Source organism: Capnocytophaga catalasegens (genome assembly GCF_026005215.1).
In the GTDB taxonomy this organism is placed as follows: Bacteria; Bacteroidota; Bacteroidia; order Flavobacteriales; family Flavobacteriaceae; genus Capnocytophaga; species Capnocytophaga catalasegens.
Genome location: NZ_BPMA01000036.1, coordinates 15,295 through 35,039 on the forward strand (window position 1 = coordinate 15,295; position 19,745 = coordinate 35,039).

Annotated in this window: 13 protein-coding genes and 1 tRNA gene; all 14 read right to left on the reverse strand. The window is 34.8% G+C overall.

Annotated features, from left to right (window positions below):
• Positions 1-31 precede the first annotated feature (31 nt).
• A tRNA-Ser gene (locus OO775_RS09855) sits at positions 32-115 on the reverse strand.
• Between the two features lie 127 nt (positions 116-242).
• The gene (locus OO775_RS09860) at positions 243-2,282 is read right to left on the reverse strand and encodes an HD family phosphohydrolase (protein ID WP_264846913.1); all 2,040 of its coding nucleotides are present in this window, start codon (positions 2,280-2,282) and stop codon (positions 243-245) included.
• Positions 2,283-2,293: 11 nt separating this feature from the next.
• Positions 2,294-2,680: a methylglyoxal synthase gene (locus OO775_RS09865; RefSeq protein ID WP_264846914.1), complete on the reverse strand. Its 387-nt coding sequence runs from the start codon at positions 2,678-2,680 to the stop codon at positions 2,294-2,296.
• Between the two features lie 38 nt (positions 2,681-2,718).
• On the reverse strand, positions 2,719-3,270 hold the full coding sequence (locus OO775_RS09870) for a DUF8465 domain-containing protein (protein WP_373874569.1): 552 nt from the start codon (positions 3,268-3,270) through the stop codon (positions 2,719-2,721).
• Positions 3,270-3,506 (reverse strand): hypothetical protein, encoded by a 237-nt coding sequence (locus OO775_RS09875; RefSeq protein ID WP_264846916.1) that lies wholly within the window; start codon positions 3,504-3,506, stop codon positions 3,270-3,272. The genes OO775_RS09870 and OO775_RS09875 overlap by 1 nt, the downstream gene beginning before the upstream one ends.
• A gap of 29 nt (positions 3,507-3,535) precedes the next feature.
• Complete coding sequence (pncB, locus tag OO775_RS09880; RefSeq protein ID WP_264846917.1) at positions 3,536-4,720, reverse strand: nicotinate phosphoribosyltransferase; 1,185 nt, start codon at positions 4,718-4,720, stop codon at positions 3,536-3,538.
• Positions 4,721-4,845: 125 nt separating this feature from the next.
• Positions 4,846-7,125: a beta-glucosidase BglX gene (gene bglX / locus OO775_RS09885; RefSeq protein WP_264846918.1), complete on the reverse strand. Its 2,280-nt coding sequence runs from the start codon at positions 7,123-7,125 to the stop codon at positions 4,846-4,848.
• A gap of 497 nt (positions 7,126-7,622) precedes the next feature.
• Complete coding sequence (locus OO775_RS09890) at positions 7,623-9,032, reverse strand: glucoamylase family protein (RefSeq protein ID WP_264846919.1); 1,410 nt, start codon at positions 9,030-9,032, stop codon at positions 7,623-7,625.
• 96 nt (positions 9,033-9,128) lie between these two features.
• Positions 9,129-9,965, reverse strand: a complete 837-nt coding sequence (locus OO775_RS09895; protein WP_264846920.1) for a LamG-like jellyroll fold domain-containing protein — start codon at positions 9,963-9,965, stop codon at positions 9,129-9,131.
• 16 nt (positions 9,966-9,981) lie between these two features.
• Complete coding sequence (locus OO775_RS09900; protein ID WP_264846921.1) at positions 9,982-11,514, reverse strand: RagB/SusD family nutrient uptake outer membrane protein; 1,533 nt, start codon at positions 11,512-11,514, stop codon at positions 9,982-9,984.
• An 11-nt stretch (positions 11,515-11,525) separates the two neighbouring features.
• Positions 11,526-14,561, reverse strand: a complete 3,036-nt coding sequence (locus OO775_RS09905) for a SusC/RagA family TonB-linked outer membrane protein (protein ID WP_264846923.1) — start codon at positions 14,559-14,561, stop codon at positions 11,526-11,528.
• A gap of 332 nt (positions 14,562-14,893) precedes the next feature.
• Positions 14,894-17,509, reverse strand: a complete 2,616-nt coding sequence (alaS, locus tag OO775_RS09910) for an alanine--tRNA ligase (RefSeq protein WP_264846924.1) — start codon at positions 17,507-17,509, stop codon at positions 14,894-14,896.
• Positions 17,510-17,604: 95 nt separating this feature from the next.
• Positions 17,605-18,729 carry an N-acetyltransferase gene (locus OO775_RS09915; RefSeq protein WP_264846925.1) on the reverse strand — a complete coding sequence of 375 codons (1,125 nt, stop codon included), beginning with the start codon at positions 18,727-18,729 and terminating at the stop codon, positions 17,605-17,607.
• A 26-nt stretch (positions 18,730-18,755) separates the two neighbouring features.
• Positions 18,756-19,697: a transporter gene (locus OO775_RS09920; RefSeq protein ID WP_264846926.1), complete on the reverse strand. Its 942-nt coding sequence runs from the start codon at positions 19,695-19,697 to the stop codon at positions 18,756-18,758.
• Between the last annotated feature and the right edge of the window lie 48 nt (positions 19,698-19,745).

The window sequence follows — 19,745 nt, forward strand, 5'->3', positions numbered from 1 at the left end:
CCGGGCTACGCTACACCCCGAATAAAAAAAGCGGAGAGACAGGGATTCGAACCCTGGCGACAGTTACCCGCCGACAGATTAGCAATCTGCTCCGTTACCACTCCGGCACCTCTCCTTAAAACTTTATTTCAATTGTATATGAACTTTCTTTTGCGAGTGCAAATTTACAACTCTTTTGCAAATACAGCAACTTTTTACAAAGTTTTTTTTTCTTTTTTTTTTAAATTAAATATAATTACCTGTTATTCAGGATATTCTATACGTAAATGATAAATATTGACTAATTTTTCTTTAAGAATTTTTTTTATTTTTTCTATTTCTTTAAGCGTAATATCTGTATTCATATATTGTTTTTCCTCGTATTGCTTTCTAATAATAGATTCTACAAAATTTTCAATAGCTTCGTATGTAGGATTTTTTAAACTTTTAGAAGCAGCTTCTATAGAGTCAGCCATCATTAGTATTACGGTTTCTTTTGAAAAAGGGATGGGACCTTTGTAATGAAAATCGGCTTCATCAAAAGGTTCTCCACTATCGAGTTGTTGTTTGTAAAAATAATAAACTAAACTATTTCCGTGATGTGTACGAATAAAATCAATTATCCTATCTGGTATATTGTTTTGTCGAGCCATTTCTATTCCTTCAATAACATGATTGATAATGATTTTAGCACTTTCTAACGGAGTAAGTTCATCATGTGGATTAACCGAAGTTTTCTGATTTTCAGTAAAATACATTGGATTATTCATTTTTCCTATATCATGATACAAAGCCCCGACTCGCACCAACATTGTATTGGCTCCTATTTCTGATGCAGCTGCTTCTGCTAAATTGGCAACTTGCAATGAATGATGAAAAGTACCTGGTGCTTTTTCTGAAAGTTCTCGAAGTAATTTAAAATTCGTATCCGAAAGTTCTAACAGAGAAACATTTGATACTAATCCGAAAAGTTTCTCATAAATATACGTAAGAGGTTGCACAAACAACGTTAGAAAACCATTGAGTATAAAAAAACCGATGATTTTTGTATCAAAACTTAGCCAACTACCTTCAGAAAGAGCGCTGTATATTATATAAGTAAGCACATAAACCAATGTGATGTGTCCAGCAGTCAGAAAAAGATTCACTCTGTAGTGTAATTCTCTGATATTGAGCATTGAAAAACTTCCTGCAACAATACTTATAAAAATAAATTGAAAACTATTAGGAACGACAAATCCTATAATAAGTACCGTCATCGTATAAATAAATATTCCCAATCGGATATCAAAAAAAGCTCTACAAAGCAATGGCAAAATACAAATAGGCGTTGCATACATATAATTTATATCTATTTTCAATGCCAAACTGGTCAAAACAACCATCAATAACACATTGGTCAAAATAAACGTTAGCGATGTATTATTGTGATATATTTCTGGATAGAAACGATTCAAATACAATACAATGATAAAAAGAGTGACTGCTACCAGTAGTAAATATCCTATATAAGTTGGTGTATTATCTTCTGTATTCCAATGCTCTGATTCGTATTCTGTTTGTAAGGATTGCAACATCTCTAATTTTTCTGCTTGTACAATTTCCCCCTTAGTTATTATAAGCTGATTCTTTTTAACAATTCCACGCGAATAAACAAGCTGATCTAAGTTTTGTTCAAGTGTTTTTTTGGTAAAATATTCATTAACAGCTATATTGGGTTTCATTACTTCAAAGAAAACAGCATGATATACATCAATATAATCCGAATAAGGTTTTGTTTTGAAATAGGCTAAAATTTCATTTTTAAGATTTCGAATTGAAAATAATTCATCTACTTTTTGTTCAACAATTTCATTTCCTTCAATCAAAGCCATATTCTTATTTTCTATTTCATCGGCTGATGTAATAACGCCTTTTTGATATGTATTAAACAAAAATTGCTTTCCTTTTTCTATCAAACGCGTTCGTAAATCGACAGGAAGTTCATTTACATACACAAGAATTTCTCGTTGGTAATTATCCAATACATTTTGATAAGCCGTAGTATCTTTGGAATAATATACCAACGATTGGTCTTTGATTGCTTGTTTTTCTTTGGCAATTTGTTCTGCTGATTTTTTGAGAGAAAACTCAAAAGGAGCATACAACGTTTCATATTGCCACAATTTGCCCTGTTGAAATTCGTATTTGAATTTAACACCTTTTGGAAAAAAATAGACAATCGAACACGTAATTGCTACACAAAGTAATATTTTATAGAAAAAAGATTGCTTTGCGTATAATTTATGCCAAAAATTTTTCATTATTTAAAATTTTATTTTTTTTCTACTTTCGAGAAAACCAAACCTTTCAGAACCAGTTCGGCAGTAGCACGATTGGTTGCGATTGGTACATTATGTACATCACAAATACGTAATAACATATTAATATCTGGTTCGTGAGGGTGTTTATCCATTGGATCTTTAAAGAAAAAAACTGCCTGTATTTTACCTTCTGCAACTTGCGCCGCAATCTGAGCATCACCTCCAAGAGGTCCAGAAAGTACTCTTTCTACTTGTAAACCAGCATCTTGTGCATGTTTTCCTGTTGTTCCTGTGGCAATAATTTGAATATTTGCCGAATGCAAAAACTCAATATGTTTATTGAGAAAAGATACCATTTCTGCTTTTTTTCCATCGTGTGCAATAACTGCTAATTTCATATGATATTGATTATTAAATAGTTTTATAAAATAATTTTTCAATCCTCTTTTAAAGTTTTGGATTGGTAAATATAAACTTCGGTTGCTCCAAATCCATATTTAGAATATTCTGCATCATAAAAGGTTACATTTTCGTATCTTCCGAACAAATATTCGAGTTCTGTTCGTAGTACCCCCTCACCTACTCCATGGATAAATACTATGCGTTGTATTCGGTTGGCTATGGCAAATTCCAATTGCTTACGAGCGGTTTCTATTTGTAGTGTAAGCATATCGTAATTAGTCATATTGTGCATACTATCAATTAGTTGCCCGATATGCAAATCTATTTCTAAACGAACTTGATTTTTTTCTTTACTCTTGGGAACTATTCGTCTTCTACGATGTTTTGTTTCTTTTTCTTTTATAGCTTGAAGCGAATCTTGATAATTCACACGTATTTCGTCAGAACTCACATTAACTACCTGATTTATAGGAAATTTCAACGAAAACCCATCTTCTGTTTGTAGGGTACAGTTCGTTTTATCTACTTGGATTACTTTTCCTTGCAAAGTCTCGTCAATTACTTCAACAATATCGCCTATTTGTATCATTTTTCGCTATCTTTTTTGGTACGTACCAAAGGCTCTTTGTAATCTTCGGCTCGTTTTGAAGACAGCTTTTTGGCTAATTGATAAATTCCTATAATCAAAAATGCCAATCCTGTAATAAGTACATACTGATTGTTATCTTCTTTCGTAATTTCAAACCAAAAAAGAAATAAAACTCCAATCATCATAAACAAATATGATATTAAATTCGTGCTTTTCAGAATATTTTTCAACATTTTTATTTAGATTTTTCTATTGAATATTTTTATTTTACTTGCAAAAGTTCTTTAGCAAGCTCTATCATTCGTAGATTTCCTGTATGTTTATTAGGTTCGTCAGAAAGTTTAACAGTAGGAATCCATTCATTATCACTGGTTAAAACTTCTGTTAGCTTCATTACAATATTCATCGGACGAAGCCCCACATCATTGGTCAAATTAGTACCAATACCAAAAGAAATTCCGATTCTCCCTTTGCAAGCCTCTGCGATAGATTTTACTTTTTCAGGATTTAGCCCATCTGAGAAAATAATATATTTTGATAACGGGTTGATACCAAATTTTTTATAATGTGTAATAGTTTTATTAGCAAAAACAATCGGGTCTCCGCTATCGTGCCGTACCCCGTCAAAAAGTTTGGCAAATTTCGTATCAAATTGCTTGAAAAACACATCAGTCGTATAAGTATCTGAAAGTGCCACGCCTAAGTCTCCTCGATAAACATCTACCCAGTGTTCAAGCGACATTGCGTTCGACATCTTAAATCCGTATTCAGCAGCGTGAAACATAAACCATTCGTGTGCGTGCGTACCAATAGGTTTTACCTGATACTTCATCGCCATATGTACATTGCTCGACCCCGAAAAATTATACTTTTGTGACTTGGTAAGAGTTCGCATTACTACATCATGTACATGATACGAATGGCGTCTTCGCGTACCAAATTCAGCAAAGACAACCCCTAACTCTTCATACATTTTTACTTTTTCTATCGTATTATCTACAATTTGGTCATCTGTCCATTGTTTGGCATTAGTAAGTCGATAATAAAGCTCACTAATCATCGCAAGTAAAGGGACTTCCCAAAGGATTGTTCGATACCAATATCCTTCTACCTCAACCTCCAAATCAGTTCCGTTTTGAGTAATTTTTACCTCCGAAGGGTCGTAACGATATCCTTCCAAAAAGTCAATATACGCAGGGTTCAGATACGGACAAGAACCTCTTAGAAATTGTTTTTCTTCTTTGGTTAATTTTAATTGTGCCATATCATCAACTGATTTTTTCATTACCTCGGCAAATCCTTGCGGAAATTCATGCTTACCTCGATTGATAAACTTATATCTTCCTTTTACATTAGGAAACAACTTAACTACTGCACACTGCATAGTGAATTTGTAGAAATCATTATCTAATATCGAATTAAACACATTATAATTATGTAACGCCATACTTTTCTATTTTTTGTAAAATCAATTTACGGCAAAGGTACAACATTTTTTAGTATAATCCTTTTTATATACTAAAAAAAGCACAAAGTCTCCTTTGTGCTTCTCAAACAAAATAACCCCAAATATTATTTCAACTCAAAATCCAGTTCGTTACTATTGTCGGCCGAGTGTTGGGCAATCCAAAGTTTGAATTTACCTGTTTCGGTTATTTTTTTCATTGTTTGCTGGTAGAAAGCAAGGTCATTTTCGGTAATTTCAAAGGAAATATCTTTGCTTTCTCCAGCTTTTAGAGCTATTTTTTGGAATTTTTTTAGCTCTTTTACAGGTCGAGTTACACTTCCTACCAAATCACGAACATAAACCTGTACGACAATCTCACCATCTGTACTTCCAGTATTGGTAACTTTGGCAGTGGCGGTTATTTTTTCGCCCTTAGAGAAGGTGTTTTTGTCTAATTTGGCATTGTTTATCGCAAATGTAGTATAGCTAAGCCCATAACCAAAAGGATAAAGAGCCGTGATAGGAGCATCTTCGTATTTGGTTCTGTAATCGCCTTGCGGATTGTCAGGCATTACGGGACGTCCTGTATTTTTTTGGTTATAATATACGGGAACTTGCCCCACATTTCGAGGGAAAGACATTACCAAACGCCCCGACGGATTATAATCTCCAGTGATGACATCAGCAAGACCGTATCCGGCTTGTGTGCCAGGGAACCACGCTTGTAAAATAGCATCAATGTTTTCGTCTTCCCAGCTTAAATCTAACGGGCGACCGCTGAAAATCACCAAGGCAATCGGTTTTCCAGTTTGTTTTAACGCTGCAAGTAATTCACGTTGAGCTTTGTGCAAACGAATGTCAGTCAGACAGGCCGCTTCCCCCGACCAATTAAAATCTTCGCCCAAAGCAAGTAATACCATATCTGCGTTTTTGGCTACTGAAACGGCTTGTTGTATGCCTTGCGAAGTAGTCTCAGTAAGTGAGCAACCTTGTGCGTAGGTAAATTGTACGTTGCTATCCTTGTAGGCTTCTTGCAATCCTTTGTAAAGTGATACGCTTTGGTTTCGGTTACCTCGTCCTTGCCATTCTCCGTTTAGGTTGATAGAATCTTTCATCATAGCACCAATTAGAGCTACTTTTTTGCTAACATCTCTTCGGATAGGAAATAAATTACTATTATTTTTTAACAAAACAACTGATTCAGCGACTGCTTTACGAGCGGTTTGCATAAATTCGGGTTTTTGAAGTGTAGATTTGGCTCTGTTTTCGTCCAGATAACGATACGGGTCGTCAAATAATCCGAGTAAGAATTTCATTTCCAATATTCTACGAGTAGCCGTGTCGATAGTAGCTTCGGATACTTTTCCTTCTTTTACCAATTCAGTCAGATATTTAATGAAAGTAGCTCCCGTCATATCCATATCAATTCCTGCATTGGCGGCTAACTCAGCGGCGTGTTTGTCATCGGAGGCAATTCCGTGTGGAACAAGTTCGTTAATGCCTGTGTAATCAGATACGACGAAGCCTTTAAAATCCCATTCCTCCCGCAGAATATCGGTCATAAGCCACTTGCTTGCCGTAGCAGGAATTCCATTTACTTCATTAAAAGAAGCCATAAAAGTGGCTACACCTGCTTCTTTGGCGGCTAAATACGGAGGCAGGTAGAAATTGCGAAGCGTATGCTCCGAAAGCTCGGCTGTATTGTAGTCTCGGCCTGATTCGGCAGCTCCGTAAGCGGCAAAATGTTTGGCACAAGCCAAAAGAGTATGTTTTTCTTTGAGTGATTTCCAGTCGGTTCCTCCTTGAAAGCCGATAACACGTGCTTTGGCGATTTCGCTACCCAAATAAGGGTCTTCGCCAGCACCTTCCATTACACGCCCCCAGCGAGGGTCTCTTGCGATGTCTACCATCGGAGCAAAAGTCCAATGTTGCCCATCGGCAGCGGCTTCTTCGGCTGCAATTTCGGCAGAACGCTTCATAAGTTCCAAGTTCCACGAGCAAGATTCTGCAAGAGGTATGGGGAAAATAGTTTCGTATCCGTGAATGACGTCGTAGCCAAATAAAATAGGAATCCCCAAACGCGTTTTTTCTACTGCGACTTTCTGCATATTGCGAAGCCCTTCCACCGTAGCGGCATTGAAGACACTTCCTACCAAGCCTTTTTTCAAATACGGCAGAAAATCATCTGCTACAGACGGTCCTGTGGTAGTCCAGCTGGAAGCAAATTGGGTCATTTGCCCGATTTTTTCTTCCAAAGTCATCAGTTTCAGAACAGAATCTACTTTCCGCTCAATAGTTTTGTCACCACTGAAACTTTTCCAGTTAGATGATGCTTGTCTGTTGGAAGTTGTACAACCTATCAAAAGGATTGTCGTACCTAAATAAATACTATTTTTTATTTTCATAAATTGTTATTTTTATTCAATATGTATTATTTTATAGATGTTTTTGTTAGAAAACATTTTTGAATGATTGTTTTTACATTTTTCTATATTGCTTAACAGAAAATTAGTTTTTTGTATAAATATGATTTTTTTTATTAAAAATATTTGCAAAAAAATTTAAAAATATTCCAATTACAAGACCAATTAAGATGTAAATCAATGTATTTTTGTTAAAAAAATGATTTGAAACTACATTACTAAATGTTTTTATTATAGATTCATCAGGAGGAGCTATGTCATTGTATGATACCAATCCTTCCCAGAATGAGAATGAAATGCCTACAAATACTCCTAAAAACAATAATATGTAATTTATTTTTATCATTATCTTGAAATAACGTACATTTATTGCAATTAAATCATAGATACAATTATAACCTCTCAAAAAATTTCGTTTATAGAGAAGGCTCCAGATTAAATTTTGTTCCTAGTAAATTGCTTTACAAAAGTACAAAAAACTATAAAGAGTTTGTATAAAAATTTAATTTTTTTAATCCGTTTTGCACTTCAGGACAACTCATAAAGAGCCTCCAAAGCAGTCCTGTACGGTGGTTTTCTATCATCGGAGCGATTGTAAGCTGGTCAATAGCTAAATAACGCTGAGGATACCATATATATTGCTCACTAAAAGCATCGTAAAAGCCATATTTCCCCCAAATAATATCACCCAAATCGTAATAAAAATGTTTTAGTGCTGTTATTGATTCGTTGGGAGTGTACGGAAAACTCGAAAGTGAGGCTGTTGGTACAATTACTCCGAAATCATTGGTTGGTGAATGTGCCGCATAACCTTTCACGGAATAACTTGCGGTAAGTCCCCAACTATTTGACCCATAACCTTTATAACCTTTGGGATTTTCTACGCAATATTTATAATTTATTAAGGTATGATTTTTATTCAATACCCAATAATCAGCATATTGATCTGTAAGTCCTTTAGGATTCAATCCAATGAACGAATAATGAGCCCAAAAAAGTGGCCCTCCATATCGTTCAGCTCCATTGTGTTTGAGAACAAGTGGCAATCCGTAAGTAACTTGACTACTTTTGATAGCTCCATTTCGTGCCCAACCCTTATGATATGCCGATGCAGGTATCGGGTGCGTAGGCGATGATGCTCCAAGAATATAAGCGATGAAACACTCATTATATCCTTCCAAAGGAAAATTCATCTGCCATTCATACTGCGGGCTCCAATGCCAATACAGTACATCTTGTCCATTTAAGTACCAATCCCACTCCATTTCTTTCCACAAATTATCAATGCGAGTGGCTATTTCCTTTTCTTTGGTGTCTCCATTTTGGAAGTATTGACGAGCGCAAAGTAGTCCTTGTATCAAAAAAGCACTCTCTACGATATCTCCTCCATTATCTTTCTGCCCAAAAGGCTTGGTTTTACCTGTTTTTCCATCAATCCAGTGCGACCACATTCCGTGATAACGATCAGCTTTTTCTAGAAATGTTATAATTTTTTCGAAGCGTGCTACAGCTTCTGTTCTATCTATAAAACCTCGTTCTATAGCTACAAGCAATCCAGCTATACCAAAACCACTTCCACCAGTAGTAATGATGTCTTGATCATTTAGTGGATAGTTTCCATCAATATGAATACGTTCACGCGCCAGTCCTGAATTAGATTCTGCTCCTTCCCACATATAATTAAAATGGGCTTTTTGAATAAAATCAAGAAACATATCATCATTATCAAAACTTGTAGGTCTGTTATGAAATGTTTGTATTGGTTTTTGTGGTGTAATAGGCGTTTTTTCTTGCGAATTTTTATCTTTCGAACATCCACAGGCGGTAAATGATAGTCCAATAAGAGTAACTACCAAAGTATACAGATTATGAATGATATTCTTATTCATTTTGATATTAATTTTATTGATTTTCTGATGTAAGGCTTCTATCTATAATGAAATCTCCCAAAATTTTTTACATTATTTTTTGTATGATAGCATTTTTTATTCGCCTCCGTTAGCAAGTTCTTTTATTTTTGCATTACTCAATGCTTTGTTATAAAAGAAAAATTGGTCTAACAATCCACTATAATTTGTTGCCCATGTCTGTGCTTTGGCACTAGCGGTAAGACTAGGCTGAGTCTGGAATTGTAATGCTCCGATAACAAACTGTCCCATATTGTCAAAACGAATATTATTATCAAAGTTTAACTCTTTGGAAACCACTTGTTCTCCTTCTCTGAGAATAGAGAATGTTTTGGTTGTAGCATCATAACGGAAAGCCATATGCACCCATAGGTCTATGGTATTAGGAATTTTTTCTTCTATCCAAATTTCTTTTGTTCCGTTATAAAGATGTACTTTGAAACGCCCTTCTCCAGCTACATTATGAGAATCTAAAAAAATATCTAGATTCCCCCAAAATTTCAATGTATTTGAAATGGAAAATATCCCTGTGGCTTTACTTGCCTGCTCTGATTTCATAAAGAAAGCCACGGTAAAACTGCCCAAGTTGGCAATAGTATCTTTTATTGAAACATCACCTGCAAATTCGGGTGTGGTAGGCGTAATAAGTATATACGATTTTTCACTACCTTTGTAAGCTTCCCCTACTTTACCTTCTTGATAAGTGATTGCCCCATTGGTAGTTACTAAAAATAAATAATCTGTTTTATTTCGTGGGTCATGTTCAAATGTAAAAGATAACTTCTTAGCGTTGTATTCTGGTGCTTTTGATTCAGGATAGTTAAAGCTGGGAGTATTATCTAAATCTTGATAGCAAGAAGATATAAGTAATACTCCTGCTAAGATTGTTCCATATTGTAAAAATATTTTTTTCATTGCTATTTGTTTTTTATTAGTAATCAGGATTTTGTTTTAACACACCATTAGAGTTATCAATAGCTGTTTGGGGCAAAGGCAAATACCGATGTCTATCTTGATAACCTGTTTTGCCTGCGGCGTGCAATACTTGTAGAGCAATTCCCCAGCGTACCAAATCATAAAATCGATCAAATTCCATAGCAAGTTCTATACGACGTTCGTGGCGAATAGCTGTTTGCAAATCGACAGGATTCGTAGTGGTTATTGTAGGTAAAGCGTTAGGTGCTTCACGTCGAGCTCTGGCACGTACTTGTTCTAAAAAATTAAGTGCATCATTTGAATTTCCAAGTTCATTAGCAGCTTCGGCTGCCATCAGAAGTACATCAGCATAACGAATCATTCGTACATTGTACCAATACCCTTGTCTATGCCCATATGAAGTTCTTAATGCAGGATTTGTATAGGCTTTTTTGTTATAATATACATTGACAACATTACTTTGAGCTATTGGCTTTTCATTATAAGGTTTGTTAGTAGGAGTAGCTGCAATAGTTGCTGCATCAGCTCCTTGTTTATAGAAATAAAGTAAGGTTTCATCTTTACGAGGATCATCTGCTTCAAAAGCATTTGCTAAAATTTGTGTAGGTGTATTCCAACCCCAACCTAAATCCCATTGCCCCGTACCACGAACTCCTTGTACTTGAGCATATTGACAACCTATATCAGTCGATGCATTTTGCGATTCTGTAGCCGTAGCTTGTAATTCCCATACAGATTCTGAGCTATTTTCACCATCTTCTCGGAATATTTTGGAGAAATCAGTATTAAGATTATAAAGTCCCGAGTTGATAACATCTGTGGTAGCTGTGTAAGTATTCATCCAATCGTTACGCATTAGATAAGTTTTGGCGTGCAAAGAACGAGCAGCTCCCCAAGTAAGACGCCCTACATAAGCACTTGCCCAAGTACGTGGTAAATTTTCTTCGGCTACCTTCAAGTCATCATCAATCAAAGTATAGATTTTATCAATGGTTGATTTTGGTACATTTGCTTGATCAGCAGTTTTGATAGGAAAGTTAATCAACGGAACTTCTCCAAAAGCCCGTACTAAATTAAAATAGGCATATGCTCTGAAAAAATGTGCTTCTCCTTTGTTGATTTTATCTCCGTCGGTTATGGCACTTCCCAGAGAATCTATCTTACTGATAGCCATGTTAGTCGTATGGATTATCTCATAATTTTTGTTGTAGTAAGACAATATCAATCCATTGGTAGCTACATAATTGAAATTATCAAACATATCAGCTTGAGAAGCACCATCTGAGGCATTCGATCCTTTTTCAGCGTCTTCGCTACGGAAGCTATGAATTGCCAATCCTGGTAGTGCTACAAGGTCATAGTGTCGAACTTTGGCATAAAGAGTTAATACATCACTCTCTACACTTCCAGAAGCTTGGTCTCCATCAACCCATTCTCCTTGAGGTTCTTGATCTAGAAATTTGGAACAACTCGTTGTAAATATTCCAAATGAAATTATGGTTGCGATGAGTAAAATATACTTTTTCATTATTTTAATTATTAAAAGGTTAAATTAACTCCATAAGTAAATATTGTAGGCATTGGGTATCCACCATTATCTATACCAAAACTGGTAGCTCCTCCACCTATTTCAGGGGTATATCCGCTGTTTTTACTCCAAGTTTTTAAATTTTGTACATTGGCATACAAACGTATTTTTTTCACTTTGAATCGATTAGTTACTTCTTCGGGGAAAGTGTAACCAAGTTGTACGTTTCGGATACGGAAGAAACTACCATCTTCTATATAATAAGAAGAGTTCATACGATTGATGGCTCTTGTTCCATCAAGGATTGGTTCCCAGTTCGATGTTCCTTCTCCGTTCCATCTTCCGATTCTGTCAGAAAGATAATTGAGCTGAGCGAAAGACCCTTCACCAAAATTTCTATAAACTTCATTTCCATACACTCCCATAAATTCGACTCCGATATCAACACCTCGGTAACCAAGATTGATATTAAATCCGTAAGTAACATCGGGGGTTGGATTCCCAATCATTTCGCGGTCATCAGTTGTGATTCTTCCATCATTATTTATATCAGCAAACTTCAAATCACCAGGTTTTACAGTAGTAAGTGTATTGAGTGGTGATTTGTTAATATCTCGATTATTTTGATAAACGCCAATTACTTTATATCCATAAAAATGCCCAATAGGATAACCTTCTAATGAGCGAGATACATTACCTGTTCCGGCATAAATAGCATCATTTTTTCCACGTCCAAGCGAAATTACTTCGTTATTTATAGTAGTCAAATTCGCTGAAATGCTGTAAGTAAAATCGGTATTTTTTACTTTGTCATTCCAACCTACTGAAAATTCCCAGCCTTTGTTTTGTATTTCACCCAAGTTTTCAAGGGCATTTTTTGCTCCCGAAATACCACTTAGTAATACAATAAGGTCTTTTGTGTTTTTGTGATAATAGGTAGGTTCAATACTCAGGCGATTATTTAAGAAACGGAACTCTGCACCTACTTCCCAGGCATAGGTTTTTTCCCAACCTAAGTTTTGAACCAAATACTTGGGAGCATATCCTGTAACAATTCTGTTACCAAATACCGCACTACCCGAACTTGCCAACAGTGGATAGGTGGGATAATTATAACCTCCTGTATTTTGACTACCTAACACACCATAGGAACCTTTTATTTTCAAGTAATCAATTATTTTTTGATTTTCTAAAAAAGCCTCTTCGGTAGCCACCCAAGCAGCACCTACAGAATAGAAATTATCCCAAGCATTACCTGAATTACGAAATACAGAAGCTCCATCTCTACGAAAAGAAGCATTGAATAAGTATCTTCCATCGTAGCCATACAAAGCACGCACTAAGTACGACATTGTAGCACGTTTATATTGACTTGAACCATTCGTTGTCTTTGTATCATCAATAGATGATATCCACCATTTATCACTATTATCATTAGGAATAGAAAATATAATATCTTCATATTTCTGCGAGCGTCCTGCTTCTAATGAAGAATACTCAATATAGTTGGTTGTCATACCTGCCATTGCCGTTAGATTATGTTTGTCAAAAGCTTTTTTAAAAGTCAAAATATAATCTGTTTGTGTTGAAACTGAAGTAGATTTCTTTTGAGAAATACTTTCAGCTTCATTGAGTTTTTGGTCATTTCCTTGTGTAGCAGGGTTAATATAATCTGGATTATAAACCCAAATGATAGGACTAAATTGGCGCGATTCATTTACAACATAATCCATAGAAAGCGTTGCTCTGAAATTAAAATTTTTCAAAAAATCAACCTCTCCATAAACATTCCCCATAATGCGATAATTGGTCGCTTTATTATGATTAGCCCGAGTTTCAACCTCAATCATCGGATTCCAAACTTGCGCACTCTGAAAGTCAGGCATTACATAATAGAGTCCTGTTGGCTGGTTCATTATAGGAGCAACTGGAGCAGCTCGCAGTGAAACACTTCCCCCCTTGGCATCAACTGGAAGCGTCCGTGCTCCATTGGTTTGAAATCCAAATCGAAGAAAATCCGTTACATTATAGTCACTACTAAGATTGAGCGTAATACGTGACATTTCTTCATTTTTGATAGAACCTTCTTCTTTGAGATAACCTGCCCCAATGTAAAATTTGTTTTTCTCTCCCGAACCTGTAATACTTATATTATGGTTTGAAATCCATGCATCTCGGAAGATTTCATCTTGCCAATCGGTATTAGCTGTCCAACGTGAAAAATCAAAAGGCGGAGCTCCTTGATTTTGCAATTGCTCAGCATACAATTCACGGAATTGGTCGCCATTGGTAACTGAAATTCTGTCGTTAATGGTTTTAAGCCCCAAAGACGAATTGATATTAACTGTTGTTTGTCCTTTTTTAGCTTTTTTAGTAGATATAATAATAACTCCATTTGCTCCACGTACCCCAAAGATAGCTAGCGAAGAAGGATCTTTAAGGATTTCCATTTGTTCAATATCAGCAGGATTTAAGTGATTGATATTGTCTGTAAATAGCCCATCAACTACATACAGTGGTTTATATCCATTGATAGAGTTCGTACCTCGCACCCGTATTTCGGGGTCTTGCCCTGCCCTACCAGTATTTACTACTTGTACACCTGCTATTTTCCCTTGTACCGAAGCCAACGGATTACTTGAAGGTTTATCAGCAATTTCTTCAGCCTTAATACTTACAATAGAGCCGGTAAGGTCTCGCTTTTGAGCAGCACCATAACCAATGACTACCACCTCTTTTAGTTCTTGGGTGTCTTCTTCCATCGTTATACTAATTTGAGAACGTCCACCAATGGCAACCTCTTGTGTTTTCATACCAATGTAACTGAAAACCAAAACCCCATTAGAAGGAATATTAGAAAGCGTATATCGTCCATCGATATCGGTCATTGCACCCGTAGTCGTCCCTTTGAGTACTACATTAACTCCAATAATAGGAGCTTTACTAGTCTGTTCAGAAACGATACCACTTACGTTAATTTGTCTTTGAGCCAAAAGACTCAATGAGAACAAATAAAAACATACACATATAAAATTTCTTAGTTTCATAAAATGTCTTTTTTGGTTTGAATTTTTAATAAATAGCTACTTTTGTAGGACAAAGTACGTAATTAACATTTTTTCTTCCAAAAAAAACTCCTCTATAAAACTACTTCATAATGAAAATATAATTTTCATACACTACGTCATTACTACTACAAAAAAAATTATTTTATTGATTATCAAATATTTAAAAATGGTATTTTTTGAAATATATTTTAATAAGTTAATCATTCTATTTGAAGATTTAGTCAAAATTAGTTTGTGCCAAAAATAAAATAGAGTCGTACTTATACGACTCTATCTAAGATATTTATTTTTATGAAATTATAACCAAATTATTATTTTACATATTCGATAGCTCTTTTCAAAGCCTCATCAATTCCGTCAGTATTTTTTCCTCCTGCGGTGGCAAAAAATGGCTGTCCTCCTCCGCCTCCTTGTATGTATTTACCTAATTCGCGAACTACTTTACCTGCATCATAGCCTTTTTCTTTAACCAATTCTTTGGAAATATAACACAGAAGCATTGCTTTATTGTCTTCGGTTTGTATTCCTATTACAACGAAAATATTTTTCATTTGTTCACCAAGTTCAAATGCTATATTCTTAGCTGTTGCCATATCTGTATTTAATTTTTTTGCCAGAAAATATACATTATTCACTTGTATTGCTTCATTTTTGAATGCTTCTATCAATCTACGAGCTTGTTCACGTTTGAGTTCTTCAATTTCTTTTGTCAAACGAGCATTTTCCAATTGCAAATTGATAATTGATTTTACAGGTTCTTGGGTATTTTTGAGTGTTTGTTTAATTTCAATCAGTGTCTGTTCTTGATTTTTAAAATATTGCAAAGCTGCCTCATTGGTAATTGCTTCTATACGGCGAATACCTGCTGCTACAGCACCTTCTGAAAGAATTTTAAAATACCAAATATCGCCTGTATTCTTAACGTGCGTTCCTCCGCAAAGTTCTTTGCTTTCACCAAACTGAATCATACGAACATTTTCACCATATTTTTCACCAAAAAGTGCCATAGCACCTGCCTCTATTGCTTTTTGAATAGGAATATTGCGATGTTCTTGCAGAGCAATACGTTCAACTATTTTTTTATTAACAAAATCTTCTACTTGCATGAGCTCTTCACTTGTCATTTTTCCAAAATGAGAAAAATCAAAACGCAAAGTTTCATTATCAACTCGTGAACCTTTCTGCTCTACATGCGTTCCCAAAACGCTTCTAAGCGCCTGATGTAACAAGTGTGTAGCGGAGTGATTACTTGATGTTTTTTCTCGCAGTTTGTCTCCTACAAAGGCTTTGAAAGTTCGGTCTAAATCCTCAGGGAGAGATTCTACAATATGAATAATAACATTATTTTCTTTTTTGGTATCAAGTATATATGTAGCTTCTCCATTTGGAGCTTGAATATATCCTTTATCTCCAACCTGCCCCCCTCCTTCGGGATAAAAAGGCGTCATATTGAATACTAATTGGTATAAAGTTCCATCTTTTTGGCTTTCAATTTTGCGATAACGTGTAATACGTACTAAAGCCTCCAAAGTATCATATCCGATAAATTCTTCCTCTTCATCTTCTTTAAGTATAACCCAGTCTCCTGCTTTTACTTGTGCAGCTGCTCTGGAACGTTCTTTTTGTTTTTGTAATTCTTTTTCAAATCCTTCTTCATCTAAAGTAAATCCTTTTTCAGCAAGAATTAAAGCCGTTAAATCAAACGGAAATCCATAAGTATCATACAATTCAAAGGCTTTGGCTCCCGAAATATGCTTATTGGGAGCATTATTCATCATTGCATCAAGTAGCAAAAGTCCTTGTTCGAGAATACCTAAAAATGAATTCTCTTCTTCACGGATAACTCCCTGAACAAGAGCTTGTTGTGTTCTTATTTCAGGAAAAAAATCTCCCATCTGATGTGAAAGTACTTCAACCAACTTGTAAATAAAGGCTTCTTTCTGATTCAAAAACGTAAATCCGTACCGAATAGCACGTCTCAAAATTCTACGAATAACATATCCAGCACCTGTATTACTTGGCAATTGTCCGTCAGCGATAGCAAATGATACAGCTCGCACGTGATCAGCGATAACTCGAATTGCAATATCTATTTTTTCATTTTTGCCATAAACAGAGTGTGTAATTTCTTGAATTTTAGTAATTAAAGGGGTGAAAATATCAGTATCATAATTCGATTTTTTATTCTGTAAAACCATGCACAAACGTTCAAATCCCATTCCTGTATCTACGTGTTTGGCTGATAAACGCTCCAAAGAACCATCAGCTTTTCGGTTGAATTGCATAAAAACCAAATTCCATATTTCAACTACTTGTGGGTGGTCTTTATTGATTAAATCACGTCCTGGAATCAATTTTTTTTCATCTTCGCTTCGCAAATCTACATGAATTTCTGTACAAGGTCCACAAGGTCCTTGGTCTCCCATTTCCCAAAAATTATCTTTTTTATTACCATTTAATATACGTTCTTGTGGAAGGTATTTTTTCCAAAAATTGAACGCTTCCAAATCACGTTCCAAATTTTCTTTTTCATCACCTTCAAAAATAGTTACATAGAGTATATTTTTATCAATTTTGTAAATTTCAGTCAAGAGTTCCCACGCCCAATCAATAGCTTCTTGTTTGAAATAGTCTCCAAAAGACCAATTACCAAGCATTTCAAACATCGTATGATGATACGTATCAAAACCTACATCGTCAAGGTCATTGTGTTTACCTGAAACACGCAAACACTTTTGTGTATCGGCAATACGCTTGCTTTTGGGAGTTGCATTTCCTAAAAAATATTCTTTAAATTGAGCCATTCCCGAATTGTTAAACATCAGTGTTGGGTCATTCTTCAAAACAATAGGTGCAGAAGGAACAATAAGATGTTTTTTCGACTCAAAAAAATCTAAAAATTTTTGACGAATTTCATTAGAAGTCATATTTATATCTGTAATTTTTATTTTTGATGGGCAAAAGTAGTAAAATAATTTCGGAAAAAAATGAAAAACATTTTTTTATTCCAAAATTTTTCAGATTATTCAACATCTTTTCGATACGTTACTCTACTTCCGTAATATTTTGGATTAAAATTTTTCCATAATTTTTGTACAGCAAGATTATCTTCAAGTTCGGGAGTAACGATACATTTTTCTATTCCTTTGCGCAATAAAAGTTCATAACAATCTCTAAAAAGCATAGCAGGAACACCTTTCGATTGATATTCGGGAGAAATTCCTATCAAATAAAATTCTAATATTTTCGGATTTCTCCGAGCTTTTAGTAAATGCCAAAATCCTAAAGGAAATAATCGCCCATTGGCTTTTTGTAAGGCTTCTGAAAAAGAAGGTAACATAATAGCAAAACATACTATTTTTCCATCTTTATCAAGCATAAATTTAATATACTGAGGGTCTATGAAAGGGATATATTTTTTTTTAAAAAATTGTTTTTGTTTTTCAGTAATAGGAATAAATGTTGACAAATTAGCATACGTTTTGTTGAATAAATCAAACATTTCATCAACATATGGAACAATATCTTTGGTCGATTTGAGTGATGCATACGTAAATCCGTATCGACGTTCTACAATGTCTCCCATTTTTTTTAACGTTACGGCATCTACGTCTTTTACCAAAAAAGAAATTTCTACATAACCTTTTTCTTTTTTCCAACCAAGAGTTTCAAAATGTTCTTTGTAATAAGGAAAATTTGTCCACGTTACCATATTTCCCATATGTTCAAAACCGCTGGTTTGTACACCAACTTTGTCCATATTGGAAAACCCCATAGGACCTTCCATATAGTCCAAGTTATGCTTCCGAGCCTTTTCTTCTACTTTTTGCAAAAGTGCTTTGGTTACTTGTAAATCGTCAATTATATCAAACCAACCAAAACGAACTTTTTTAACACCTTGTACTTCTACTTCATAATGGTTGATAATAACAGCTATACGCCCTACAATTTCTTTTTGCTCATTATAAGCCAAATAGAAATCAGCTTGAGCATTTTCAAAAACAGGATTTTTCTTAGAATCCAAATAATTTAATTCTTCTTCAATAATAGGAGGTATCCATGTTTTGCTATTTTTGTATAATTTGAAAGGAAATTTGACAAAATCAATCATTTCCTTACGTGTTGTCAATTTTTTAACAATAATCATTTATTATTTTTTTATAAATTCTTTCTTTAAAAACCAAAAAGTTCTGCATCTGCTTTATTTTCTTCTTCTCGTGCTTTTAGTTTTTCTTTGAATTCAATCTCACGATGCTTGTCGTAAAAGCGGTAAGAAACCCCAACAGCACCCATATATCTTGTGGGAGTTATCTTCCAAGTTGAGCCTATCCAAGCGTTTACTTGCAAATTATCATTTACCAAAAAAGAGGCTCCTCCTCGCAAAATAACATCTTTGTAATACGAGCTAGTAATTCCTTCATTTTCAAGAAAAATACTCCATCGTTCATTGTATAAATTATGGGTCAATGTTACAATATAACTCCATTGTGCATTTTTAGAAGCAAAATTATCTCCAATTAAATTAGCTACCAAAACTACACGTGCAATAGGATGGCTCTGCAACGAAACCATTGCTTTGGGAGTAACAACAGCAGGGTCTTCATTTAGTGCCTCGTATAAAAATCTATTTTTTGAAAACAAATTGGCTCCCAAATACACCGATACCGCAGGAATTAGATTACTCCAACGAAATTCGTTATTAACCTTCCAACTATATAAACTTGATTGTTGCTGAAACTCAGGATTATAAAGCAAGTATTTTGCTCCAAGTGTATTGCGATAAAACCCTAATTTTCTCTCATTTGTACTTAAAAAACGATATGTTTCGGTATCATTATAGAGCAATGTTCCATCAAAAATTGCTTCAAATTGTTCGCGCCAAACTCCATAACGAACCTCATAATTAACCCCAAAATTGTGTTGGCGCGTATAAAGTCCTCTGTGTTCACTTTTTTCGTAAAAAAACTCACTTTCTGCCTGAATTACTTTTCGCCCTACGCTATATGCTCCAATAGATTTTCCAGGATTATTAGAATTAACTACATCGGTATATTGTCCAATTGCTAATGAACTAATATTTAATAAAATAGTTGTTAGTAATATGTTTTTTTTCATCATTAAAAAATTTTCCAAAGATACATATAAAATCAAAAGCAACAAAAT

Bases quoted from the DNA above. Each gene is read 5' to 3' on its own strand.
- OO775_RS09860 (WP_264846913.1), bottom strand. From the start codon at position 2,282: ATGAAAAATTTTTGGCATAAATTATACGCAAAGCAATCTTTTTTCTAT.
- OO775_RS09865 (WP_264846914.1), bottom strand. From the start codon at position 2,680: ATGAAATTAGCAGTTATTGCACACGATGGAAAAAAAGCAGAAATGGTA.
- OO775_RS09875 (WP_264846916.1), bottom strand. From the start codon at position 3,506: ATGTTGAAAAATATTCTGAAAAGCACGAATTTAATATCATATTTGTTT.
- pncB (WP_264846917.1), bottom strand. From the start codon at position 4,720: ATGGCGTTACATAATTATAATGTGTTTAATTCGATATTAGATAATGAT.
- bglX (WP_264846918.1), bottom strand. From the start codon at position 7,125: ATGAAAATAAAAAATAGTATTTATTTAGGTACGACAATCCTTTTGATA.
- OO775_RS09890 (WP_264846919.1), bottom strand. From the start codon at position 9,032: ATGAATAAGAATATCATTCATAATCTGTATACTTTGGTAGTTACTCTT.
- OO775_RS09895 (WP_264846920.1), bottom strand. From the start codon at position 9,965: ATGAAAAAAATATTTTTACAATATGGAACAATCTTAGCAGGAGTATTA.
- OO775_RS09900 (WP_264846921.1), bottom strand. From the start codon at position 11,514: ATGAAAAAGTATATTTTACTCATCGCAACCATAATTTCATTTGGAATA.
- OO775_RS09905 (WP_264846923.1), bottom strand. From the start codon at position 14,561: ATGAAACTAAGAAATTTTATATGTGTATGTTTTTATTTGTTCTCATTG.
- alaS (WP_264846924.1), bottom strand. From the start codon at position 17,509: ATGACTTCTAATGAAATTCGTCAAAAATTTTTAGATTTTTTTGAGTCG.
- OO775_RS09915 (WP_264846925.1), bottom strand. From the start codon at position 18,729: ATGATTATTGTTAAAAAATTGACAACACGTAAGGAAATGATTGATTTT.
- OO775_RS09920 (WP_264846926.1), bottom strand. From the start codon at position 19,697: ATGAAAAAAAACATATTACTAACAACTATTTTATTAAATATTAGTTCA.